Origin of the sequence: Citrobacter sp. Cpo061 (assembly GCF_030332845.1) — a bacterium.
Taxonomy (GTDB): Bacteria; Pseudomonadota; Gammaproteobacteria; order Enterobacterales; family Enterobacteriaceae; genus Citrobacter; species Citrobacter portucalensis.
The window spans coordinates 252,493-275,390 of sequence record NZ_JAOWHB010000053.1; the positions used below are offsets into that span (position 1 = coordinate 252,493).

Genomic DNA, 22,898 nt, shown 5'->3' on the forward strand with positions numbered 1-22,898 from the left:
GCTGCGTTGTCCATCAGACAACACTTAGTTGAACAACGCATGAACGTGCGCAACACCTTCTTTTGCCAACTGAAAAGCGATAAACCACATCACCAATCCTACCAGGGTATTGATGATCCGCTGTGCTTTAGCAGTGCGCAAACGCGGAGCGAGCCAGGCCGCCAGCAATGCCAGGCCGAAGAACCACAGGAACGAAGCGCTGACGGTACCCAGCGCAAACCAGCGCTTAGGCTCAACGTCCAGTTGGCCTCCCAGACTCCCCAGCACCACAAAGGTATCCAGGTAAACATGGGGGTTTAGCCATGTCACCGCCAGCATAGTAGCGATAATTTTCCAGCGGCCCTGCTTCATCACCTCGGCGCTGGCCAGTTCCAGGTTACTGCTCATCGCCGTTTTTAACGCCCCGAAACCGTACCAGAGTAAAAATGCCACCCCACCCCAGGTGACAAGCGCCATCAGCCATGGTGACTGCATCAGCAAGGCGCTACCGCCAAAGATCCCCGCGCAAATCAGCACTAAGTCGCTGATAGCGCAGAGTAAAGCAATCATGATGTGATACTGGCGACGGATCCCCTGATTCATCACGAAGGCGTTTTGCGGACCGAGCGGAAGTATCATAGCCGCACCAAGTGCAAGCCCTTGAAAATAATACGATAACACGTTAATCATCCCGAACTGTTTCTCTTAGGAGCAGACTATAGCGCGGGGAAAACATTAGCGGAAATGGATAATTTTAATCAGGGATAAGAAGAATTAATACCAAGGGGGGGGGGGAAATGCCGGATGACGGCTGACGCCTTATCCGGCCTACAAAACCTGCGGGCCCGGTAAGCGATAGCGCCACCGGGCACGCGATTACTCTGCCGCGCTCTCTTTCACACGCTTGAAGTTCACATCCATCTGCGGGTACGGGAAGCTGATACCGTTGGCGTCAAACTCGCGTTTAATACGCTCCAGTACGTCCCAGTAGACGCTTTGCAGATCGCTACTGTTGCTCCAGACGCGTACCACAAAATTGATCGAGGAAGCGCCCAGCTCATTCAGGCGCACCGTCATTTCACGATCTTTAAGGATACGCTCGTCAGACTGAATGATATCGGTGAGGATTTTTTTCACCTGATCGATATCGGAGTCGTAAGCCACGCCGATGATAAATTCGTTACGACGAACCGGCTCACGAGAGAAGTTAATGATGTTTCCGGCAATGATTTTACCGTTTGGGATCACCACAATCTTACCGTCTACGGTACGCATAGTCGTGGAGAAAATCTGCACGTTGAGTACGGTTCCCGCTACGCCGCCAAGGTCTACATACTCACCTGCGCGGAACGGACGGAACATCACCAGCAGCACGCCAGCGGCGAGGTTGGACAGCGAACCTTGCAGCGCCAGACCAACGGCTAAACCTGCGGCACCGAGAACGGCAATCACAGAAGCGGTTTGTACCCCAACGCGACCCAGAGCGGCAATCAGCGTGAACGCGATAATACCGTAGCGCACCAGTGCGGAGAGGAAGTCAGCAACGGTTGCATCAATTTTACGTGCCACCATCAGGCGGTTAACGGTGTTTGATACGATTCGCGCCACAATCATACCGATAATGACAATGGCGATGGCCGCAACGATGTTGACGGCATAGCTTAACAGCAGCTCCTGATTGCGGACCAGCCAGGTGCCCGCACCATTTATGCTGTCGACAACATTCAAATCTTCCATTCAATATTCCTTTTTTGCTTACCCAAATGGGAAAAATAAAGCCGTCCCAACGGGACTGGCAATCTGACAAGGGTAAACAATAAACCTGGATTTTGCCAAACAGATCACAGAATTCTCTGCCAGCAGCATATTGAAATGGCAATAAAAAAGGCCCGCATTTGCGGGCCTCATGTCACGTAGAACGGCGTAAATTACAGAACGTCAACCGCGTTCAGTTCTTTGAAAGCCTGTTCCAGACGGGTGATCATGGTTGCCTGACCAGCACGCAGCCATACGCGCGGATCGTAGTATTTCTTGTTCGGCTGATCTTCGCCTTTCGGGTTGCCCAGCTGGCCCTGCAGGTAAGCTTCGTTCGCTTTGTAGTAGTTCAGAACACCTTCCCAGGTAGCCCATTGGGTATCGGTGTCGATGTTCATTTTCACTACGCCATAGCTTACGGAGTCTTTGATTTCCTGAGCAGTAGAACCGGAACCGCCGTGGAAGACGAAGTTCAGGCTGTTGTGCGGCAGGTTATGTTTCTTAGAAACATAGTCCTGAGAGTCGCGCAGGATGGTCGGTGTCAGAACAACGTTACCCGGCTTATAAACGCCGTGTACGTTACCGAAGGAAGCTGCGATGGTGAAACGCGGGCTGATTTTGCTCAGCTCGGTGTATGCGTAATCAACGTCTTCCGGCTGGGTGTACAGTGCAGAAGCGTCCATGTGGCTGTTGTCCACGCCGTCTTCTTCGCCACCGGTGCAACCCAGTTCGATTTCCAGGGTCATGCCCATTTTGGACATGCGCGCCAGGTATTTGGAGCAGATTTCGATGTTCTCTTCCAGAGACTCTTCAGACAGGTCGATCATGTGAGAAGAGAACAGCGGTTTGCCGGTTGCTGCGAAGTGTTTTTCACCCGCGTCCAGCAGACCGTCGATCCACGGCAGCAGTTTCTTCGCGCAGTGGTCAGTGTGCAGGATAACCGGAACACCGTAGTGTTCAGCCATCTGGTGAACGTGATGCGCGCCAGAGATAGCACCCAGGATTGCAGCGCCCTGAGGAACGTCAGACTTCACGCCTTTACCCGCGATGAAAGAAGCACCACCGTTGGAGAACTGTACGATTACCGGCGCTTTAACTTTTGCAGCGGTTTCCAGAACGGCGTTGATGGAGTCGGTACCAACGCAGTTAACAGCTGGCAGGGCAAAGTTGTTTTCTTTTGCTACCTGGAAAACTTTCTGTACGTCATCACCAGTGATTACGCCTGGTTTTACGAAATCAAAAATTTTAGACATATTACGAATCCTGTATCTTCGGCCTTGGAAAGGGCGCGCGCTCTAAAGCGCGCTAATAATTGGGCAGGTTTCCCTGCCCATTAAATGCTTACTTTTTAGCGCGCTCTTCGAGCATCGCTACTGCTGGCAATACTTTACCTTCCACGAATTCGAGGAAAGCGCCGCCGCCAGTGGAGATGTAGGAGATTTTGTCAGCAATGCCGAACAGGTCGATTGCTGCCAGGGTGTCACCGCCGCCTGCGATAGAGAACGCTTCGCTGTCTGCGATAGCGTTAGCAACGATTTCAGTACCTTTGCGGAAGTTCGGGAATTCGAACACGCCAACCGGGCCATTCCACAGAATGGTTTTCGCATTTTTCAGGATGTCAGCCAGCTGCTGTGCAGAAGCGTCGCCGATGTCCAGGATCTGCTCGTCTTCTTTCACATCGCTAACGGACTTCAGAGTAGCCGGTGCAGTTTCAGAGAATTCAGTCGCTACGCGAACGTCAGTCGGGACCGGGATGTCGCAAGTGGTCAGCAGACGCTTAGCTTCGTCAACCAGGTCAGCTTCGTACAGGGATTTACCCACGTTGTGGCCTTGAGCGGCAACGAAGGTGTTCGCGATACCACCGCCAACGATCAGCTGGTCAGCGATTTTTGACAGAGAATCCAGAACGGTCAGTTTGGTGGAAACTTTAGAACCGCCAACGATAGCAACCATCGGACGAGCAGGTTCTTTCAGTGCTTTACCCAGCGCATCCAGCTCAGCAGCCAGCAGCGGACCTGCGCAAGCTACATCAGCGAATTTACCGATACCGTGAGTAGAAGCCTGTGCACGGTGAGCTGTACCGAAAGCGTCCATTACGAATACGTCGCACAGCGCAGCATATTTTTTGGACAGTGCTTCGTCGTCTTTCTTCTCGCCTTTGTTGAAGCGAACGTTTTCCAGAACCACCAGTTCACCGGCAGCGACTTCAACGCCGTCCAGGTAATCTTTTACCAGGCGAACCGGAGCAGACAGTTTGTCTTTCAGGTAGTTAACAACCGGCAGCAGAGAGAATTCTTCGTTGTACTCGCCTTCGGTAGGACGACCCAGGTGGGAAGTTACCATCACTTTCGCACCCTGTTTCAGGGCCAGTTCGATGGTCGGCAGAGAAGCACGGATACGCGCATCGCTGGTTACTTTCCCTTCTTTAACTGGTACGTTCAGGTCCGCACGGATAAAAACGCGTTTACCAGCCAGATCCAGATCGGTCATCTTAATTACAGACATGGTGAATCCTCTCGTTGATTCATAAAGTTTTGTCGACGCTCAAGCGTCGAGCCTGAAACCAATAGCAGCCATCGCTAACGTAGTGTCGAGCATACGGTTAGCAAAGCCCCATTCATTATCACACCAGACCAGCGTTTTGATCAGGTGAGCGCCACTCACACGCGTTTGCGTACCATCAACGATGGCGCTGTGCGGGTCGTGGTTAAAATCTACAGAGACCAACGGTAATTCCGTATAGTCAACTATACCATGAAATGCACCTTGTGCTGCTTTTTGCAGCAACTGGTTGACTTCACTGGCTTTTACTGGTTTTTTCACCGTCACGCTTAAGTCGATCGCCGTCACATTTATGGTCGGTACACGCACCGCTATCGCTTCAAAACGATCGTTAAACTGCGGGAAAATTCGCGTGATGCCCGCCGCCAGTTTGGTATCAACCGGAATAATCGACTGGCTGGCCGCTCGCGTGCGACGCAGGTCAGGATGATAAGCATCAATAACCTGCTGATCGTGCATCGCAGAGTGGATCGTGGTGACGGTACCAGACTCAATGCCGTAAGCATCATCCAGCAATTTAATGATGGGTATTATGCAATTCGTGGTGCAGGAAGCGTTGGAAACGATCCGGTGCTCAGCGCGCAGCTGATCCTGATTAACGCCATACACAACGGTTGCGTCGATGTCGTGACTACCAGGATGTGAAAAGAGCACTTTTTTTGCACCAGCGGCAATATGCGCCTCGCCGTGTTCGCGATTGCCGAAGACCCCCGTACAATCCAGCACGATGTCGACACCCAGTTCGCGCCATGGAAGTGCATCGAGTGTTCGCTCATGCAGAATGCGGATAGCGTCATCGCCAACGATGAGCTGGTCACGTTCCTGACGAACATCCCAGGCAAAACGTCCATGGCTGGTGTCATATTTCAACAAATGCGCCATGCCTGCAGCATCCGCAAGTTCGTTGATTGCCACCACGGTGATTTCCGCCCGACGCCCGGATTCATACAAAGCACGAACCACGTTGCGTCCGATGCGACCGAAACCATTAATCGCTACGCGTACGGTCATAGGTCTCCTGCAAGGATTTCTCAGAAACGATGTGGCAGACAGAGTAATGCAGCAAATCGCTCAGGGAAACCTTACCTGTCGCAAACTGCGACTAATTGGTTAATTGTCGAACATTTAATCGACTGAAACGCTTCAGCTAGAATAAGCGAAACGCGGAATAAAAGGAATGATTGTCCAGCAACAGAACACAGTTATCTGACTTACGTCACATTTTAACGCCCTTCAACGCTAAATTTATTCCATATTCCAGAATGACGAATAACCGTAGCAAAAATATTTCATTGTCGTGTTACACACCCTGATTTAAATCAGACACCCCCCCTAACCTGCATCTAATCACCAGCGCGAGGTCCGAGTCCCGGAGCCATTCAATGATGCCGCAGGCGGTCTGGATAGCAGACTGCGTCGTGCGAATGCGCAACGCACGGCACGTTGCGGAAAAGCAAAAAAAACGGGCCGCCTAAGCGACCCGTTTTCACCTGTAATCGAAATTACAGCAGTTCTTTAGCTTTCGCGACAACGTTATCTACGGTGAAGCCGAACTCTTCAAACAGCAGCTCTGCCGGAGCAGACTCACCAAAGGTGGTCATACCGACAATTGCGCCGTTCAGGCCCACATATTTGAACCAGTAGTCAGCGATACCTGCTTCCACTGCAACGCGAGCGGAAACCGCTTTCGGCAGCACAGACTCACGGTAAGCGGCATCCTGTTTGTCGAACGCGTCGGTAGACGGCATGGAAACCACGCGAGCCTTCACGCCTTCGGCAGTCAGTTTGTCCCACGCAGCCACAGCCAGCTCAACTTCAGAACCGGTAGCGATGAAGATCAGTTCCGGCTGACCGTCGCAGTCTTTCAGCACGTAACCACCGCGAGCGATGTTTGCCAGCTGCTCTTCGGTACGCTCCTGCTGTGCCAGGTTCTGGCGGGAGAGGATCAGCGCGGTCGGGCCGTCCTGACGCTCAACACCGTATTTCCACGCAACGGCGGATTCAACCTGGTCACACGGACGCCATGTGCTCATGTTCGGGGTCACACGCAGAGAAGCAACCTGCTCTACCGGCTGGTGAGTCGGGCCGTCTTCGCCCAGACCGATGGAGTCGTGGGTGTAGACCATGACCTGACGCTGTTTCATCAGCGCAGCCATACGCACCGCGTTACGGGCATATTCCACAAACATCAGGAAGGTGGAGGTGTACGGCAGGAAACCACCGTGCAGGGAGATACCGTTCGCGATAGCGGTCATACCGAATTCACGCACACCGTAATGGATGTAGTTACCGGCAGTATCTTCGTTAATCGCTTTCGAACCAGACCACAGCGTCAGGTTAGACGGTGCCAGGTCAGCGGAGCCGCCGAGGAATTCAGGCAGCAGAGGTCCGAAGGCTTCAATCGCGTTCTGAGAAGCTTTACGGCTGGCGATTTTCGCCGGATTAGCCTGCAGCTTAGCAATGAACTCGTTCGCTTTGGCGTCGAAGTCAGACGGCATTTCACCTTTCATACGACGGGTGAATTCAGCCGCTTCCTGCGGGAAGGCTTTCGCATAAGCAGCGAACTTCTCGTTCCATGCAGCTTCTTTTGCCTGACCGGCTTCTTTCGCATCCCACTGCGCGTAGATTTCAGACGGGATTTCGAACGGCGCGTATTTCCAGCCCAGCTGTTCACGGGTCAGTGCGATTTCTGCATCACCCAGCGGCGCACCGTGAGAGTCGTGAGTACCCGCTTTGTTCGGAGAACCGAAACCGATGATGGTTTTGCACATCAGCAGGGACGGTTTGTCGGTTACTGCGCGTGCTTCTTCAACTGCGCGCTTAATCGCGTCAGCATCGTGGCCATCAACACCACGAACCACATGCCAGCCGTAAGCTTCAAAACGCTTCGCGGTGTCATCGGTGAACCAGCCTTCAACGTGGCCATCGATAGAGATGCCGTTGTCATCGTAGAACGCAACCAGTTTACCCAGCTTCAGCGTACCAGCCAGGGAACATACCTCGTGAGAGATACCTTCCATCATGCAGCCGTCGCCCATGAAAGCATAGGTGAAGTGGTCAACGATGTCGTGACCTGGACGGTTAAACTGCGCCGCCAGCGTTTTTTCAGCGATAGCCATACCCACTGCATTCGCAATGCCCTGACCCAGAGGACCTGTAGTGGTTTCAACACCCGCGGTGTAACCCACTTCCGGGTGACCCGGAGTTTTGGAGTGCAGCTGACGGAAGTTCTGCAGCTCGGACATCGGCAGATCGTAGCCGGTGAGGTGCAGCAGGCTATAAATCAGCATGGAGCCGTGGCCGTTGGACAGCACGAAGCGGTCACGGTCAGCCCAGGACGGGTTAGTCGGGTTGTGGTTCAGGAAATCACGCCACAGGACTTCGGCAATGTCAGCCATACCCATCGGGGCACCCGGGTGACCGGATTTGGCTTTCTGTACTGCGTCCATGCTCAGCGCACGAATAGCATTGGCAAGCTCTTTACGTGAGGACATTTTGACTCCAGATCGGATAATGAAGGCTGAGCCCTTAACGACTTGACGACAGCGCGTTTTGGGCTACGCCGGAAAAAAGTGCCAACAATGTAACCCAAGCCGCGTGTCATGTACATGGAGCATCCTTTTGCCGCTTCAGAAATCTCTGGATCATGCGCGCAAGTTGCGCAATCTTCTCGCCCGCGTATTGTTCTTTTCTTTATACTTAGGCCGAGCGTCGGTTCACCTGCAAACGACGTAATTTTTAGAATAATCCTGACTTTGTGCGGAAGAGAAAAAATGAAAATTCGCGCTTTACTGCTTGCTACGAGCATGGCTGCGGCATTGACCGGCTGCCAGAACATGGACTCCAACGGACTGCTTTCTTCTGGCGCGGAGGCTTTTCAGGCCTACAGTCTGAGCGATGCTCAGGTAAAAGCGCTAAGCGATCAGGCCTGTAAAGATATGGACAGCAAGGCTACTATCGCCCCGGCCAGCAGCGAGTACGCAACGCGTCTTGGCAAAATATCCGCCGCGCTTGGCGATAACATTAACGGTCAGCCGGTGAACTATAAAGTCTATATGGCGAAAGATGTGAATGCCTTTGCCATGGCAAACGGCTGTATCCGCGTGTACAGCGGCCTGATGGATATGATGACCGACAACGAAGTCGAAGCGGTGATCGGCCATGAAATGGGCCACGTCGCGCTGGGTCACGTGAAAAAAGGTATGCAGGTTGCGCTGGGTACCAACGCCGTACGTGCAGCGGCGGCATCCGCTGGCGGTATTGTCGGCAGCCTGTCGCAGTCGCAATTGGGCGATCTTGGCGAGAAACTGGTGAACTCGCAGTTCTCCCAGCGTCAGGAATCCGAGGCGGATGATTACTCGTATGATTTGTTGCGCAAACGCGGGATCAATCCGGCAGGTTTAGCCACCAGCTTTGAGAAACTGGCCAAACTGGAAGCTGGACGTCAAAGCTCAATGTTTGACGATCACCCGGCATCCGCAGAACGTGCGCAACATATTCGCGATCGCATGAGCGCAGACGGGATCAAATAACCGTTAATCGTGCCGGATGCGGCGTGAACGCCTTATCCGGCCTACAAACATCAACCAGCTGTAGGCCGGATAAGCGTTAGCGCCATCCGGCAAAACAACTTACTCGCCTTTTTTCGCTGCCTGGATGTACAGCATTTCCAGAGCCAGCGTAGCCGCCGCCAGCGCGGTGATCTCTGACTGATCGTAGGCCGGAGCCACTTCAACAACATCCATCCCGACGATGTTCAGATCTTTCAGACCACGAACCAGCTTGATCGCGCGGTCAGAAGTCAGACCGCCGATCACTGGCGTACCGGTACCCGGCGCAAATGCTGGATCCAGGCAGTCGATATCAAAGGTCAGATACACCGGCATATCACCGACAATCTGCTTAACCTGGGCGATGATGTCATCTACGCTGCGATCGTTCACCTGGCAAGCATCCAGCACGGTAAAGCCGTTGTCTTTGTCGAATTCGGTACGAATACCAATCTGCACAGAGTGATTCGGATCGATCAGCCCTTCGTTCGGCGCAGTGTAGAACATGGTGCCGTGGTCGAATTCGCAGCCGTTCGCGTAGGTATCGGTGTGGGCATCAAAATGCACCAGCGCCATTTTACCAAAATGCTTAGCGTGCGCGCGCAACAGCGGCAGCGTGACGAAGTGGTCGCCGCCGAAGGAGAGCATGCGCTTACCGGCAGAAAGCAGTTTCTCAGCATGAGCCTGCAGTTTTTCACTCATTTCACGCGCATCACCGAAGGCATAAACCAGATCGCCGCAGTCCACCACGTTCAGGCGCTCGCGCATATCGAAGTTCCACGGGAAGCGGTTATGCTCCCACGCCAGGTTAGTGGAAACCTGACGGATCGCCGCCGGACCATGACGCCCGCCCGCACGACCAGACGTTGCCATATCAAACGGTACGCCGGTGATCACCCAATCGGCGTCGCTGTCGTATGGCATGAAGTTCATCGGCAGACGTAAAAAACCAAAGGCGTTAGAAACCAGGGAGTTGTCGTATTGATGACCTAAGGTGCTCATGTACTGACCTCTTTAAAAATCGATGAAAAAAAATCCCCTCCGCGTCGTTAAGCCCGACGAGGAAGGGATTGATTTGGTAACTGCATATTTACGGCAAATTATCGCCGTTATTTTGTACGGATTCAAGTAAGTGCCACAAATGCGGCTTCGCTTTATCCGGCCTACTTTCGTAGGCCCGGTAAGCGTAGCGCCAGCAGGCATTTATCGTTACTCATCTTCCAGATAAGTATAACCGTACAGACCGGCCTCAAACTCTTCGAGGAACTGTTGCTGCAGCTCGGTATCCAGATCGGTGTTTTTCACCTGGTCACGGAACTGCGTCAGCAAGGTGTTCGGATCCAACTGCACGTACTGCAGCATATCCGCCACGGTATCCCCTTCGTCGGACAGCTCAACTTCTACGCTGCCGTCAGGGAAGACGAACACGTCAACCGCTTCGGTATCACCAAACAGGTTGTGCATGTTGCCAAGGATCTCCTGGTACGCCCCCACCATAAAGAAGCCCAGCATCGGCGGGTTCTCCGGGTCATATTCCGGCATCGGCATGGTGGTCGCAATGCCATCACCGTCAACGTAGTGGTCGATCGCGCCATCAGAGTCACAGGTGATATCCAACAGCACCGCGCGGCGCTCAGGTACCTGATTCAGTCCTTCCAGCGGCATTACCGGGAACAGCTGATCGATCCCCCACGCATCCGGCATCGACTGGAACAGCGAGAAGTTGACGTAAATCTTATCCGCCATACGCTCCTGCAGCTCGTCGATAATCGGGCGATGCGCGCGGTTGCTCGGGTCGAGCTGTTTCTGCACTTCATGGCACATGTTCAGATAAAGCTGCTCAGCCCACGCGCGCTCTTGCAGGCTAAAAGTACCTGAAGAGTAACCAACGTGAATATCGTGCAGATCCATCTGGCTGTCGTGCAGCCATTCACGCAGCGAACGGCGCGTGCCCGGCTCGTGCATCTCTTGCCAGGTTTCCCACATGCTTTGCAGGGAACGCGGCGCGTTGTCTGCCGGAGGCGTCGCTTCGGTAATTTCGCTACGCTCAACGCCGATAATGTTAGATACCAGCACGGTATGGTGCGCGGTAACCGCGCGGCCAGACTCGGTGATTACCGTCGGATGTGGCAGACCGTGTTCTTCACAGGCGTCGCCAATAGCCCAGATGATGTTGTTGGCGTATTCGTTCAGGCCGTAGTTTACGGAACAGTCAGACTGCGAACGGGTACCTTCGTAATCCACGCCCAGACCACCGCCCACGTCGAAGCACTGGATATTGACGCCAAGCTTGTGCAGCTCAACGTAGAAACGCGCCGATTCACGTACGCCGGTGGCGATATCACGAATGTTCGCCATCTGCGAGCCAAGGTGGAAGTGCAGCAACTGAATGCTGTCCAGACGACCGCGCTCGCGCAGAATTTCGACCAGCTGCAGCACCTGGTTTGCCGCCAGGCCGAATTTTGATTTTTCCCCGCCGGAGGACTGCCACTTGCCAGAGCCCTGCGACGCCAGACGCGCACGCACGCCCAGACGCGGAACGACATTCAGGCGTTCAGCTTCATCCAGCACGATTGCAATTTCAGACATCTTCTCGATGACCAGATAGACCTTATGGCCCATCTTCTCGCCAATCAGCGCCAGACGGATATATTCGCGGTCTTTATAACCGTTACACACGATCACGCTACGGGTCATTCCGGCATGAGCCAGAACGGCCATCAGTTCAGCTTTGGAACCCGCTTCCAGTCCCAGCGGTTCGCCGGAGTGGATCAGCGATTCAATCACGCGGCGGTGCTGGTTGACCTTGATCGGGTAAACGAGGAAATAGTCACCGTTGTAACCGTAAGATTCACGGGCACGTTTAAACGCGGCGTTAATCGAACGCAGACGGTGTTGCAGGATCTGCGGGAAGCAGAACAATGCAGGCAAACGCTGGCCCTGCGCTTCACGGGCTTTCACCAACTCAGCAAGGTCAACGCGCGCTTCGGGTACGTCCGGATCCGGGCACACGCTGATGTGACCCAGTTCATTGACGTCGTAGTAGTTATTACCCCACCAGGCAATATTGTAAGTACGCAGCATCTTGCTGGCTTCCTGGGAACTCATTGCAACCTCCTGCATGGAGCGTAGTACACCGTGTTCGCCTGCTGACGAAGGCGAACCCAAAGAAATGTCGTCAGACATAGCGAACCTCAATTTTATTAACAAGTGTAAAACAGTTGACTACTATCGCAATCCGAAGACGCGATAACAACCCAAATACAGGCAGAATTTGCAGCAGATAGTGCTGTCGCTCCGACTGTGCGACCGGTTTCTTTTTCATATCAATGTAAACACGTAACCGAACTTAATGCTGACGGTTCGGCGAAACCACGAGAAAACTCTTGTTTACCAAGAGCGCCCTTGTTCAGTTCTTAGTGACCGTTACCGGCTCTTGAGTCCTGAGATACGCCGAGATGGGTATACACTTCATCCTTCATGCAGCCACTTTGTTGGCTACGCTCATTCGCCCCAGTCACGTACTACTCGTACGTTCAGGGGACTCATTCACTTGCCGCCTCGACGCAGCATAAATGATTTTGTGTATATAACATCGACAGGTATGCAAAGCAGAGATGCAGATTGCGGGGGACATATGTACACCAGAACGGTGCGACAGATTCTGCAGAATACAACGGTTCATTATCTCGTATCACCTCCACGGTTGCTCCTTATGGAACGAACCCACAAGCCAAAGCTAAAGTTTTAACCCGGCTGGAAGTGGCAACACGATGAAAACGTCGTGTGCTTTTGTCTATCCTAAATAATTCGAGTTGCGGGAAGGCGGCAACGCAGAGAGTCCCCGGGAGCTTACATGAGTAAGTGACTGGGGCGAGCGAGGAAGCCAACGCACATGCAACTTGAAGTATGACGGATATGAGCCGCGCGCCGCGTTTTATACCGATAAGAAAGTCAAAAAGCAAAAGATAAATATGCACATTGCCAGCACCGTCAGGAAAAATTTCCAGTTACATTTTCAGTACAATGCGACCTCAATCAAAAAAAACTGGAAATCAGGCGAAGAACTGTCCTAAAATAGCCGTCCAGATGTTAATCCATCTATACCGATTAACACTCAGACTGCCAGTGTTCGTCATCTGCAGACTCATGGTAGAATCTTCTACACATGGCTATTCCACTCGACAGTTTGAGCTAACCAAATTCTCCTTAGGTGAAATTAAATATGGCAAAACACCTTTTTACGTCCGAGTCCGTATCAGAAGGGCATCCTGACAAAATCGCTGACCAAATCTCTGATGCTGTGCTGGATGCAATCCTGGAACAGGATCCAAAAGCACGCGTTGCCTGCGAAACCTACGTCAAAACCGGTATGGTTTTAGTTGGCGGTGAGATCACCACCAGCGCATGGGTTGATATCGAAGAGATCACCCGTAACACGGTTCGCGAAATTGGCTATGTGCATTCCGACATGGGCTTTGACGCCAATTCTTGCGCGGTACTGAGCGCGATTGGTAAACAGTCTCCGGACATCAACCAGGGTGTTGACCGTGCCGATCCGCTGGAACAGGGCGCAGGCGACCAGGGCCTGATGTTTGGTTATGCAACCAACGAAACCGACGTGCTGATGCCAGCACCTATTACCTATGCTCACCGTCTGGTGCAGCGTCAGGCTGAAGTGCGTAAAAACGGCACCTTATCCTGGCTGCGTCCGGATGCCAAAAGCCAGGTAACCTTCCAGTATGACGACGGCAAAATCGTCGGTATTGATGCGGTTGTTCTGTCTACTCAGCACTCTGAAGATATCGACCAGAAATCGCTGCAAGAAGCCGTTATGGAAGAGATCATCAAGCCGGTACTGCCGACTGAATGGCTGACCGCTTCGACCAAATTCTTCATCAACCCAACTGGTCGTTTCGTTATCGGCGGCCCGATGGGCGACTGCGGTCTGACCGGTCGTAAAATCATCGTTGATACCTACGGCGGCATGGCGCGTCACGGCGGCGGTGCATTCTCTGGCAAAGATCCGTCTAAAGTTGACCGTTCCGCAGCCTATGCAGCCCGTTACGTAGCGAAAAACATCGTTGCCGCAGGCCTGGCTGACCGTTGTGAGATTCAGGTTTCCTACGCAATCGGCGTGGCAGAACCGACATCTATCATGGTGGAAACGTTCGGTACTGAAAAAGTGCCTTCAGAGCAGCTGACTCTTCTGGTGCGTGAGTTCTTCGACCTGCGCCCGTATGGCCTGATTCAGATGCTGGATCTGCTGCACCCGATTTACAAAGAAACCGCTGCTTACGGTCACTTTGGTCGCGAACATTTCCCATGGGAAAAAACCGACAAAGCACAGTTGCTGCGCGACGCTGCCGGTCTGAAGTAATTTAAACCAGACTTAACGCTTATGAAGACCAGCCTCACGCTGGTCTTTTTTTATACCTATTTCCTCTCCCACATCCATCACCAAACCGCGCTGATTACTATTGCTTTAAATGAAAATGAAAGCGATTACATCACACCATATTTCCCTCTACCTTGAATTAACATCTCTTAGCCAGCATACTTGCATCACTGTTACATTATATTTCATCATTGTCTTAAATTCAGACGATCAACATTATTTAATCCCAATAAATAATGTTAACTTTCAATGAATTAACCAATAACTAGCATGAATGGCAGTGTAAGCGATTACACTAATGTGATGTGATTCGCATTTTTTTACCCCGTACTCACCTACCCTTAACATCAACAAAACTAGCTACCCAACCGGAGGGCATCATGCCTGACAATAAAAAAACGGGGCGTTCCAACAAAGCCATGACATTTTTTGTCTGCTTTCTGGCAGCCCTGGCTGGATTACTTTTTGGCCTGGATATCGGTGTTATTGCCGGTGCTTTACCGTTCATCACCGACGAGTTTCAAATTACCCCGCACACTCAGGAATGGGTGGTGAGCTCCATGATGTTTGGTGCGGCGGTAGGTGCTGTCGGCAGCGGTTGGCTATCCTTCAAACTGGGACGCAAAAAAAGCCTGATGATCGGTGCGATCTTGTTTGTTGCGGGTTCACTGTTCTCCGCCGCTGCACCAAACGTTGAAGTCCTGCTGGTTTCCCGCGTGCTGCTCGGCCTGGCTGTAGGCGTTGCGTCTTATACCGCGCCACTGTACCTGTCTGAAATTGCCCCGGAAAAGATTCGTGGCAGCATGATCTCCATGTATCAGCTGATGATCACCATCGGTATTTTGGGCGCGTATCTTTCCGATACAGCGTTTAGCTACAGCGGCGCATGGCGCTGGATGCTGGGTGTAATCATCATCCCTGCCCTGCTGCTGCTGGTTGGCGTTATCTTCCTGCCGGACAGCCCACGTTGGTTTGCAGCTAAACGTCGTTTTGTTGATGCTGAACGCGTCCTGTTGCGTCTGCGTGACACCAGCGCAGAAGCCAAACGCGAGCTGGATGAAATCCGTGAAAGTCTGCAGGTGAAGCAGAGCGGCTGGGCGCTGTTTAAAGAAAACAGCAACTTCCGTCGCGCGGTATTCCTTGGCGTTCTGTTACAGGTGATGCAGCAGTTCACCGGGATGAACGTCATCATGTATTACGCACCGAAAATCTTTGAGCTGGCGGGCTACACCAACACCACCGAGCAGATGTGGGGGACTGTTATCGTCGGTCTGACCAACGTGCTGGCAACCTTTATCGCCATTGGCCTGGTTGACCGTTGGGGCCGCAAGCCTACGCTGATTCTTGGCTTTATCGTGATGGCTGTTGGTATGGGCGTGCTGGGTACAATGATGCACGTGGGTATTCACTCGGCATCCGCACAATACTTCGCAGTACTGATGCTGCTGATGTTTATCGTTGGCTTTGCGATGAGCGCCGGTCCGCTGATTTGGGTACTGTGCTCTGAAATCCAGCCGCTGAAAGGCCGCGATTTCGGCATCACCTGCTCTACTGCAACCAACTGGATTGCCAACATGATCGTCGGCGCAACCTTCCTGACGATGCTGAACTCGCTGGGCAGCGCCAACACCTTCTGGGTCTACGGCGGCCTGAACGTACTGTTCATCTTCCTGACTCTGTGGCTGATCCCTGAAACTAAAAACGTCTCTCTGGAACACATTGAGCGTAACCTGATGAAGGGTCGTAAACTGCGCGAAATTGGCGCACACGACTAATCACCAAAGGCTTCCTCCCCAGAGGAGGAAGCCTTCCTCTTGCAGTCCCTTCCCTGTCGCACTATCCTCTGGCGTTATGAAAACCTCCCGTCTCCCTATCGCCATCCAACAAGCCGTTATGCGTAGCCTGCGGGAAAAACTCGCCCAGGCCAATCTCAAGCTCGAACGCCAATATCCGGAGCCAAAGCTGGTTTACCAACAGCGCGGCACCGCCGCCGGCACTGCGTGGCTACAAACCTATGAAATTCGCCTTAATCCCGTCCTGCTGATGGAAAACGTCGACGCATTCATTAACGAAGTTGTGCCCCATGAACTGGCGCATTTACTGGTGTGGAAACACTTTGGGCGCGTGCCGCCACACGGGAAAGAATGGAAATGGATGATGGAAAGCGTTCTGGGCGTACCGGCCCGGCGCACGCATCAGTTTGAACTGCAATCGGTGCAGCGCAAGACTTTTACTTACCGCTGTAAGTGTCAGGAGCACCAACTGACCGTCCGCCGCCATAACCGCGTTGTGCGCGGTGAGGCCACCTACCGCTGTGTTCACTGCGGCGAACCGCTGGTTGCAGAATAATCTTCAGAATTATCAGGAACTTTTCTGACCTAACTGATTGCATACTGGAATAACTTTCGCTACGTTGCGGGCTCGTTTTGACACGGAGTTTGTGATGTACCGTCATTTTTCTTTTGCTGCGGCCCTGTTAGCCGCTGCGTTTTCAGGCCCGGTTTTAGCCGAAGGCATCAACAGTTTTTCTCAGGCAAAAGCAGCAGGCGTCAAGGTTAACGCCGATGCACCGGGCGATTTCTACTGCGGTTGTAAAATTAACTGGCAAGGCAAAAAAGGGGTCGTTGACCTCGAATCCTGCGGCTATAAAGTGCGAAAAAATGAAAACCGCGCCAGTCGAATTGAATGGGAGCACGTTGTCCCCGCCTGGCAATTTGGTCATCAGCGTCAGTGCTGGCAGGACGGAGGGCGTAAAAACTGCGCCAAAGATCCGGTCTATCGCAAAATGGAAAGCGACATGCATAACCTGCAACCTGCGGTGGGTGAGGTAAATGGCGATCGCGCTAACTTCATGTACAGCCAGTGGAACGGTGGCGAGGGTCAGTATGGGCAATGCGCCATGAAGGTCGACTTCAAAGAGAAAGTTGCCGAGCCGCCGGCCCGCGCCCGCGGTGCCATTGCTCGTACCTATTTTTACATGCGCGACCAGTACGATCTAACGCTCTCCCGCCAGCAAACTCAGCTTTTTAACGCCTGGAATAAGCAATATCCGGTCACCGACTGGGAGTGTGAGCGCGACGAACGCATTGCAAAGGTACAGGGGAACCATAACCCATATGTGCAACGCGCTTGCCAGGCGCAAAAGAGCTAACCTACACTAGCGTCAATATTTTTAACCATGCCCTGGCCTTTCGTAGCCCAGGGCCATGACGCGGATGTTTAACTATGCGCATTCCTCGCATTTATCACCCTGAGCCAATCACTTCCGGCAGCCAAATTTCACTGTGTGAAGATGCAGCCAACCATATCGGCCGCGTGCTGCGTATGGGACCGGGCCAGGCGCTACTGCTGTTTGATGGCAGCAATCAGGTATTCGACGCTGAAATCACCCACGCCAGTAAAAAAAGCGTGGATGTGAAGGTACTTAACGCTGAACTCGACGATCGTGAGTCGCCGTTGCACATCCACCTGGGTCAGGTGATGTCGCGCGGTGAAAAAATGGAATTCACTATCCAGAAATCGATCGAACTGGGTGTAAGCCTCATTACGCCACTTTTTTCTGAGCGCTGCGGCGTTAAACTGGACAGTGAACGCCTGAACAAGAAGCTCCAGCAGTGGCAGAAAATCGCCATTGCCGCCTGCGAACAGTGCGGTCGTAACCGGGTGCCCGAAATTCGCCCGGCAATGGATTTGGAAGCATGGTGCGCGGAACAGGACGAAGGTCTGAAACTGAACCTGCATCCGCGCGCCAGCGCCAGCATCAATACGCTGCCGCTGCCGGTGGAGCGCATCCGCTTGCTGATTGGCCCGGAAGGCGGGTTGTCGGCAGATGAAATTGCCATGACCGCACGTTATCAGTTTACTGATATTCTGTTAGGACCTCGCGTTCTGCGTACTGAGACAACCGCGCTCACCGCCATTACTGCGCTACAGGTGCGTTTTGGCGATCTGGGCTAAGGCATAAACGGAGAAGAAAATGATCAAGCTCGGCATCGTGATGGATCCCATCGCAAGCATCAACATCAAGAAAGATTCCAGCTTCGCTATGCTGCTGGAAGCGCAACGTCGCGGTTACGAAATTCATTATATGGAGATGGCCGATCTTTATCTGATCAACGGTGAAGCCCGCGCCCATACGCGTACCCTGAGCGTAGAGCAGAACTACGACAAATGGTATGAGTTCAAGAGCGAGCAGGATCTCCCGCTGGCAGACCTGGACGTTATTCTGATGCGTAAGGATCCGCCGTTTGATACCGAGTTCATCTACGCTACCTATATTCTGGAACGTGCAGAAGAAAAAGGGACGCTGATCGTCAACAAACCGCAGAGCCTGCGCGACTGCAACGAAAAGCTGTTCACCGCATGGTTTGCCGACCTGACGCCGGAAACGCTGGTCACGCGTAACAAAGCGCAGCTGAAAGCCTTCTGGCAAAAACACAGCGACATCATTCTCAAACCGCTGGATGGTATGGGCGGCGCATCTATTTTCCGTGTGAAGGAAGGCGACCCGAACCTTGGCGTCATTGCTGAAACGCTGACCGAGCACGGTACCCGCTACTGCATGGCGCAGAACTATCTGCCAGCAATTAAAGATGGCGATAAACGCGTCCTGGTGGTCGATGGCGAACCCGTTCCTTATTGCCTGGCGCGTATTCCGCAGGGCGGCGAAACCCGTGGCAACCTGGCCGCTGGCGGTCGTGGCGAGCCGCGTCCTTTGACCGACAGCGACTGGGAAATTGCACGTCGCATTGGGCCAACGCTGAAAGCGAAAGGTTTGATTTTTGTCGGTCTGGATATCATTGGCGATCGTCTGACGGAAATTAACGTTACCAGCCCAACCTGTATTCGTGAAATCGAAGCGGAGTTCCCGGTTTCGATTACCGGTATGCTGATGGATGCCATTGAGGCGCGTTTGCAGAAGTAAATACGTTGCCGGATAGCGACGCCATCGCGTCTTATCCGGCCTGAAATTGCACCCCGCAGACCGGATTAGGCGAAGCCGTCATCCGGCAATGCTATCTTCAGAGGGTGACATCTTCGAGCTTTGCCCACATACTGGGCTCTGTTGCTTTTTTGAACCAGGAAACAGAACCTCTGACAATGAATTTACAGCATCACTTTCTGATTGCCATGCCTGCTCTCCAGGATCCGATTTTCCGCCGTTCCGTGGTGTACATCTGTGAACATAATGAGAACGGAGCAATGGGGATTATCGTTAATAAGCCTCTGGAAAACTTACAAATTGAAGGGATTCTGGAAAAGCTGAAGATTACCCCAGAAGAACGCGATCCGGCCATTCGTCTGGATAAACCAGTGATGCTCGGCGGCCCGCTGGCGGAAGACCGTGGATTTATTCTGCATACCCCGCCGTCACGTTTTGCATCCAGTATCCGCATTTCAGATAACACCATCATCACCACCTCCCGCGATGTACTAGAAACCCTGGGCACACAAGAACAACCGTCCGAAGTGCTGGTTGCGCTGGGTTATTCATCATGGGAAAAAGGTCAACTGGAACAAGAGCTACTGGATAACGCCTGGCTCACGGCGCCCGCAGACCTCAACATCTTATTCAAAACGCCGATTGCCGACCGCTGGCGCGATGCGGCGAAGCTTATCGGGATAGATATTCAGACCATGCCAGGCGTGGCGGGACATGCCTGATGAGCGGAACATTACTCTCTTTTGATTTTGGTACGAAAAGTATTGGTGTTGCTGTTGGTCAGCGCATTACCGGTACGGCCAGACCGTTGCCCGCCATTAAGGCGCAGGACGGTACGCCAGACTGGAGTTTGATTGAACGCCTGCTGAAAGAATGGCAGCCGGATGAAATCATTGTCGGCCTACCACTCAACATGGATGGCACCGAACAGCCCCTTACCGCGCGCGCACGTAAGTTCGCTAACCGTATTCACGGTCGCTTTGGCGTAACCGTAACGCTGCACGATGAACGCTTGAGTACCGTCGAAGCCCGCTCTGGCCTGTTTGAACAAGGCGGTTATCGGGCGTTGAATAAAGGCAAAGTAGATTCCGCTTCTGCCGTGGTCATCCTCGAAAGCTATTTCGAGCAGGGTTACTAAATCCGTCCCTGCGCCTGACGCTGCTGCTGACTTTGTGCAAATGTCTGCATACCTGTCTGTTGCCCGGTTTGAATTACGCCGGGCAGCTGATGCGTTTTCCCTTCACGAATCAAATTGCCCACGGCTGGCGTGTTGACGAGCAGCTCAAATAGCGCCACGCGTCCTCCCAGCTTATCTTCCTCCAGCTTTTGCGAAAGTACCGCCCGCAGGCTGTCTGCTAACTGGTTACGCACCGGATCCTTCTCTGTTGCCGAAAAGGTGTCCACCAGCCGCGCGATGGCCTGTGCCGCCCCTCGCGTATGTAACGTTGCCAGCACCAGATGCCCGGTTTCCGCTGCCGTTAATGCCAGACGAATGGTTTCCGCGTCGCGCAGTTCGCCCAGCAAAATGACGTCGGGATCTTCACGCAGCGCGCCGCGTAAACCGGCGGCAAAAGAAGCGCAGTGTACGCCCACCTCCCGTTGTTGAATAAGACAACGCTGGCTGGTGTAGCGATATTCAATCGGGTCTTCCAGCGTCAGAATATGCCCCGCAACATGCTGATTAAGGTACTCTACCATCGCCGCCAGGGTCGTTGATTTACCGCTACCGGTAGCGCCTGTCACCAGAATTAACCCATTTTCACTGCGCAGCAGTTCAGGTATGACGTCAGGGGTCTGGAGATCGTCTAAACATGGACAATCAAGCGGGAGCAATCTTAGCGCCAGTGAGGTTCCCTGTTGATGAACAAAAGCACTGGCGCGCAGCCGCTGGGAACCGGCCAGCGCAATAGCAAAATCAATCTGCCCCTGTTCCTGCCACTGTACCTGTTGTTGCTCACTGAGCCAGCACATCAGCAGATTCTCCACGTCAGGCGTAGTAAAGGGTGCGATTTCGACTTTTCCACGTATGCGCCAGCGCGCAGGCCATGCATTGCACAGGTGTAGATCCGACACGTTATGCTTTACACTAAGGGCCACTATTTCTTCCATATTCATATGAACATCCTCGGAAAATGAACGATATCGCGCATAACCTGGCACATGTCCGGGACAAAATCTCAGCCGCCGCGACGCGTTGCGGGCGGTCTTCAGAAGAAGTTACGTTGCTTGCAGTCAGTAAAACCAAACCTGCGAGCGCCATCGAAGAAGCCATTACCGCAGGGCAGCGTGCCTTCGGTGAAAACTATGTGCAGGAAGGGGTGGATAAAATCCGCTACTTCCAGGAAAAAGGCGTCAACGATCTGCAGTGGCACTTTATCGGCCCGCTGCAGTCCAACAAAAGTCGTCTGGTCGCTGAGCACTTTGACTGGTGCCATACGATCGACCGCCTGCGTATCGCTGCCCGTCTGAGCGAACAGCGCCCGGCGGAACTGCCGCCGCTCAATGTACTGATTCAAATTAATATCAGCGATGAGAACAGTAAGTCAGGAATTCCGCTGGCAGAGCTTGATGCACTGGCCGCTGACGTCGCTGCACTGCCGCGCATTACCCTGCGTGGTCTGATGGCGATTCCGGCTCCAGAGTCAGATTATGTAAGGCAGTTTGAAGTTGCACAGCAAATGGCGGTAGCATTTGCCGGGTTGAAAACACGCTACCCAGGCATCGACACTCTCTCACTGGGAATGTCTGATGATATGGATGCCGCCATCGCGGCGGGTAGCACGATGGTGCGCATTGGCACTGCCATTTTTGGTGCTCGTGATTACACTAAAAAATAAGGAAAACTAAGGAACACCATGAATACGTTGACCTTCCTGCTCTCAACGGTAATTGAGCTGTATACCATGGCGCTGCTGCTGCGCGTGTGGATGCAATGGTCTCGCTGCGATTTTTACAACCCGTTCTCGCAGTTTATAGTGAAAATCACTCAGCCCATCATTGGGCCGTTACGCCGCATTATTCCCCCGATGGGGCCGATCGACAGCGCATCGGCATTAGTTGCGCTCGTTCTCAGCTTTATCAAAGCAATCGTGCTGTTTAAGGTGGTCACGTTCCAGCCGATCATCTGGATCGCCGCCGTACTGATTGTCCTGAAGACTATCGGGCTGTTGATTTTCTGGGTGCTGCTGGTGATGGCAATTATGAGCTGGGTCAGCCAGGGCCGCAGTCCTGTAGAGTACGTGCTGATTCAACTGGCAGATCCGCTGCTGCGTCCTATCCGTCGCATACTTCCAGGCATGGGCGGGATCGATTTCTCCCCAATGATTCTGGTTCTGCTGCTCTACGTTATTAACATGGGCATCGCGGAAGTGTTACAGGCGACAGGCAACATGCTGCTGCCGGGGCTGTGGATGGCGCTATGAGTGCCGTTACACCCTGCGACGACGGTCTGGTTTTACGGCTCTATATTCAGCCTAAAGCCAGCCGTGACAGTATTGTGGGTTTACATGGCGACGAAGTTAAAGTCGCCATTACCGCCCCACCGGTTGATGGCCAGGCCAATAGCCATCTGGTGAAGTTTCTCGGCAAACAGTTCCGTGTGGCAAAAAGCCAGGTCGTCATTGAGAAGGGCGAGCTTGGTCGTCACAAACAGGTTAAAATCATTCATCCGCAACAGATCCCGCCCGAAATTGCGGCGTTAACTGATTAGGTA

The 22,898-nt window shown here is 53.0% G+C and carries 22 protein-coding genes and 1 pseudogene; 12 read left to right on the top strand and 11 right to left on the bottom strand.

Annotated features, from left to right (window positions below; genetic code table 11):
• Positions 1-24: 24 nt before the first annotated feature.
• The 6 genes from argO to tkt all read right to left on the bottom strand — a co-directional run bounded on the left by argO (position 25) and on the right by tkt (position 7,790).
• Positions 25-660, bottom strand: coding sequence for an arginine exporter ArgO (gene argO / locus OGX97_RS19825; protein ID WP_003027005.1), 636 nt, complete (start codon positions 658-660; stop codon positions 25-27).
• A 195-nt stretch (positions 661-855) separates the two neighbouring features.
• Positions 856-1,716, bottom strand: coding sequence for a small-conductance mechanosensitive channel MscS (locus tag OGX97_RS19830; protein WP_003825461.1), 861 nt, complete (start codon positions 1,714-1,716; stop codon positions 856-858).
• A 191-nt stretch (positions 1,717-1,907) separates the two neighbouring features.
• On the bottom strand, positions 1,908-2,987 hold the full coding sequence (fbaA, locus tag OGX97_RS19835) for a class II fructose-bisphosphate aldolase (RefSeq protein WP_003027029.1): 1,080 nt from the start codon (positions 2,985-2,987) through the stop codon (positions 1,908-1,910).
• Between the two features lie 88 nt (positions 2,988-3,075).
• Positions 3,076-4,239 (bottom strand): phosphoglycerate kinase, encoded by a 1,164-nt coding sequence (gene pgk, locus OGX97_RS19840; protein ID WP_003027032.1) that lies wholly within the window; start codon positions 4,237-4,239, stop codon positions 3,076-3,078.
• A 39-nt stretch (positions 4,240-4,278) separates the two neighbouring features.
• Positions 4,279-5,307 (bottom strand): erythrose-4-phosphate dehydrogenase, encoded by a 1,029-nt coding sequence (gene epd, locus OGX97_RS19845; RefSeq protein ID WP_218658947.1) that lies wholly within the window; start codon positions 5,305-5,307, stop codon positions 4,279-4,281.
• A 491-nt stretch (positions 5,308-5,798) separates the two neighbouring features.
• Positions 5,799-7,790 (bottom strand): transketolase, encoded by a 1,992-nt coding sequence (gene tkt / locus OGX97_RS19850; protein ID WP_048215577.1) that lies wholly within the window; start codon positions 7,788-7,790, stop codon positions 5,799-5,801.
• A gap of 279 nt (positions 7,791-8,069) precedes the next feature.
• Here tkt and OGX97_RS19855 point away from each other — a divergent pair, with 279 nt between their 5' ends.
• Positions 8,070-8,828: a M48 family metallopeptidase gene (locus OGX97_RS19855; RefSeq protein WP_032944921.1), complete on the top strand. Its 759-nt coding sequence runs from the start codon at positions 8,070-8,072 to the stop codon at positions 8,826-8,828.
• Positions 8,829-8,927: 99 nt separating this feature from the next.
• Here OGX97_RS19855 and speB read toward each other — a convergent pair whose 3' ends face one another.
• The 4 genes and pseudogenes from speB to OGX97_RS19875 all read right to left on the bottom strand — a co-directional run.
• Entirely contained in the window at positions 8,928-9,848 is a 921-nt protein-coding gene (speB, locus tag OGX97_RS19860; protein ID WP_003027056.1) for an agmatinase, read from the bottom strand.
• 207 nt (positions 9,849-10,055) lie between these two features.
• Entirely contained in the window at positions 10,056-12,032 is a 1,977-nt protein-coding gene (gene speA / locus OGX97_RS19865) for a biosynthetic arginine decarboxylase (protein ID WP_020996310.1), read from the bottom strand.
• On the bottom strand, positions 12,025-12,171 hold the full coding sequence (gene yqgB, locus OGX97_RS19870) for an acid stress response protein YqgB (RefSeq protein ID WP_071692618.1): 147 nt from the start codon (positions 12,169-12,171) through the stop codon (positions 12,025-12,027). The genes speA and yqgB overlap by 8 nt, the downstream gene beginning before the upstream one ends.
• Positions 12,172-12,429: 258 nt before the next feature.
• Positions 12,430-12,531, bottom strand: a pseudogene (locus OGX97_RS19875) (hypothetical protein); the annotation flags it as partial.
• Positions 12,532-13,071: 540 nt separating this feature from the next.
• Between OGX97_RS19875 and metK the strand changes: the two are divergent.
• From metK to ruvX, 8 genes are all read left to right on the top strand, one after another.
• Entirely contained in the window at positions 13,072-14,226 is a 1,155-nt protein-coding gene (gene metK / locus OGX97_RS19880; protein ID WP_020996311.1) for a methionine adenosyltransferase, read from the top strand.
• 398 nt (positions 14,227-14,624) lie between these two features.
• Positions 14,625-16,019 (top strand): galactose/proton symporter, encoded by a 1,395-nt coding sequence (gene galP, locus OGX97_RS19885; protein WP_008785766.1) that lies wholly within the window; start codon positions 14,625-14,627, stop codon positions 16,017-16,019.
• 76 nt (positions 16,020-16,095) lie between these two features.
• Positions 16,096-16,593 (top strand): SprT family zinc-dependent metalloprotease, encoded by a 498-nt coding sequence (locus OGX97_RS19890; RefSeq protein ID WP_003825440.1) that lies wholly within the window; start codon positions 16,096-16,098, stop codon positions 16,591-16,593.
• A gap of 94 nt (positions 16,594-16,687) precedes the next feature.
• The gene (endA, locus tag OGX97_RS19895; protein ID WP_008785767.1) at positions 16,688-17,395 is read left to right on the top strand and encodes a deoxyribonuclease I; all 708 of its coding nucleotides are present in this window, start codon (positions 16,688-16,690) and stop codon (positions 17,393-17,395) included.
• A 74-nt stretch (positions 17,396-17,469) separates the two neighbouring features.
• Positions 17,470-18,201 carry a 16S rRNA (uracil(1498)-N(3))-methyltransferase gene (gene rsmE, locus OGX97_RS19900; RefSeq protein WP_235126825.1) on the top strand — a complete coding sequence of 244 codons (732 nt, stop codon included), beginning with the start codon at positions 17,470-17,472 and terminating at the stop codon, positions 18,199-18,201.
• A 19-nt stretch (positions 18,202-18,220) separates the two neighbouring features.
• Positions 18,221-19,168, top strand: a complete 948-nt coding sequence (gene gshB, locus OGX97_RS19905) for a glutathione synthase (protein ID WP_003027083.1) — start codon at positions 18,221-18,223, stop codon at positions 19,166-19,168.
• Positions 19,169-19,344: 176 nt separating this feature from the next.
• Complete coding sequence (locus OGX97_RS19910; RefSeq protein ID WP_003027086.1) at positions 19,345-19,908, top strand: YqgE/AlgH family protein; 564 nt, start codon at positions 19,345-19,347, stop codon at positions 19,906-19,908.
• Positions 19,908-20,324, top strand: a complete 417-nt coding sequence (gene ruvX / locus OGX97_RS19915; RefSeq protein WP_008785771.1) for a Holliday junction resolvase RuvX — start codon at positions 19,908-19,910, stop codon at positions 20,322-20,324. The genes OGX97_RS19910 and ruvX overlap by 1 nt, the downstream gene beginning before the upstream one ends.
• Here ruvX and OGX97_RS19920 read toward each other — a convergent pair.
• Entirely contained in the window at positions 20,321-21,301 is a 981-nt protein-coding gene (locus OGX97_RS19920) for a type IV pilus twitching motility protein PilT (RefSeq protein ID WP_048236732.1), read from the bottom strand. The two genes, ruvX and OGX97_RS19920, sit on opposite strands and share 4 nt — an antisense overlap.
• Before the next feature lie 17 nt (positions 21,302-21,318).
• Here OGX97_RS19920 and OGX97_RS19925 point away from each other — a divergent pair, with 17 nt between their 5' ends.
• The 3 genes from OGX97_RS19925 to yggU are packed head-to-tail and all read left to right on the top strand — an operon-like array spanning position 21,319 to position 22,895.
• Positions 21,319-22,023: a YggS family pyridoxal phosphate-dependent enzyme gene (locus OGX97_RS19925; protein WP_149281254.1), complete on the top strand. Its 705-nt coding sequence runs from the start codon at positions 21,319-21,321 to the stop codon at positions 22,021-22,023.
• A gap of 18 nt (positions 22,024-22,041) precedes the next feature.
• Positions 22,042-22,608: a YggT family protein gene (locus OGX97_RS19930; protein WP_003825417.1), complete on the top strand. Its 567-nt coding sequence runs from the start codon at positions 22,042-22,044 to the stop codon at positions 22,606-22,608.
• On the top strand, positions 22,605-22,895 hold the full coding sequence (yggU, locus tag OGX97_RS19935) for a DUF167 family protein YggU (protein WP_003027101.1): 291 nt from the start codon (positions 22,605-22,607) through the stop codon (positions 22,893-22,895). The genes OGX97_RS19930 and yggU overlap by 4 nt, the downstream gene beginning before the upstream one ends.
• The last annotated feature ends 3 nt before the right edge of the window (positions 22,896-22,898 follow it).

Excerpts from the sequence above, each read along its gene's own strand:
- OGX97_RS19830 (WP_003825461.1), bottom strand. The coding sequence starts at position 1,716 with ATGGAAGATTTGAATGTTGTCGACAGCATAAATGGTGCGGGCACCTGG.
- fbaA (WP_003027029.1), bottom strand. The coding sequence starts at position 2,987 with ATGTCTAAAATTTTTGATTTCGTAAAACCAGGCGTAATCACTGGTGAT.
- pgk (WP_003027032.1), bottom strand. The coding sequence starts at position 4,239 with ATGTCTGTAATTAAGATGACCGATCTGGATCTGGCTGGTAAACGCGTT.
- epd (WP_218658947.1), bottom strand. The coding sequence starts at position 5,307 with ATGACCGTACGCGTAGCGATTAATGGTTTCGGTCGCATCGGACGCAAC.
- tkt (WP_048215577.1), bottom strand. The coding sequence starts at position 7,790 with ATGTCCTCACGTAAAGAGCTTGCCAATGCTATTCGTGCGCTGAGCATG.
- OGX97_RS19855 (WP_032944921.1), top strand. The coding sequence starts at position 8,070 with ATGAAAATTCGCGCTTTACTGCTTGCTACGAGCATGGCTGCGGCATTG.
- speB (WP_003027056.1), bottom strand. The coding sequence starts at position 9,848 with ATGAGCACCTTAGGTCATCAATACGACAACTCCCTGGTTTCTAACGCC.
- speA (WP_020996310.1), bottom strand. The coding sequence starts at position 12,032 with ATGTCTGACGACATTTCTTTGGGTTCGCCTTCGTCAGCAGGCGAACAC.
- yqgB (WP_071692618.1), bottom strand. The coding sequence starts at position 12,171 with ATGAAAAAGAAACCGGTCGCACAGTCGGAGCGACAGCACTATCTGCTG.
- metK (WP_020996311.1), top strand. The coding sequence starts at position 13,072 with ATGGCAAAACACCTTTTTACGTCCGAGTCCGTATCAGAAGGGCATCCT.
- galP (WP_008785766.1), top strand. The coding sequence starts at position 14,625 with ATGCCTGACAATAAAAAAACGGGGCGTTCCAACAAAGCCATGACATTT.
- OGX97_RS19890 (WP_003825440.1), top strand. The coding sequence starts at position 16,096 with ATGAAAACCTCCCGTCTCCCTATCGCCATCCAACAAGCCGTTATGCGT.
- endA (WP_008785767.1), top strand. The coding sequence starts at position 16,688 with ATGTACCGTCATTTTTCTTTTGCTGCGGCCCTGTTAGCCGCTGCGTTT.
- rsmE (WP_235126825.1), top strand. The coding sequence starts at position 17,470 with ATGCGCATTCCTCGCATTTATCACCCTGAGCCAATCACTTCCGGCAGC.
- gshB (WP_003027083.1), top strand. The coding sequence starts at position 18,221 with ATGATCAAGCTCGGCATCGTGATGGATCCCATCGCAAGCATCAACATC.
- OGX97_RS19910 (WP_003027086.1), top strand. The coding sequence starts at position 19,345 with ATGAATTTACAGCATCACTTTCTGATTGCCATGCCTGCTCTCCAGGAT.
- ruvX (WP_008785771.1), top strand. The coding sequence starts at position 19,908 with ATGAGCGGAACATTACTCTCTTTTGATTTTGGTACGAAAAGTATTGGT.
- OGX97_RS19920 (WP_048236732.1), bottom strand. The coding sequence starts at position 21,301 with ATGAATATGGAAGAAATAGTGGCCCTTAGTGTAAAGCATAACGTGTCG.
- OGX97_RS19925 (WP_149281254.1), top strand. The coding sequence starts at position 21,319 with ATGAACGATATCGCGCATAACCTGGCACATGTCCGGGACAAAATCTCA.
- OGX97_RS19930 (WP_003825417.1), top strand. The coding sequence starts at position 22,042 with ATGAATACGTTGACCTTCCTGCTCTCAACGGTAATTGAGCTGTATACC.
- yggU (WP_003027101.1), top strand. The coding sequence starts at position 22,605 with ATGAGTGCCGTTACACCCTGCGACGACGGTCTGGTTTTACGGCTCTAT.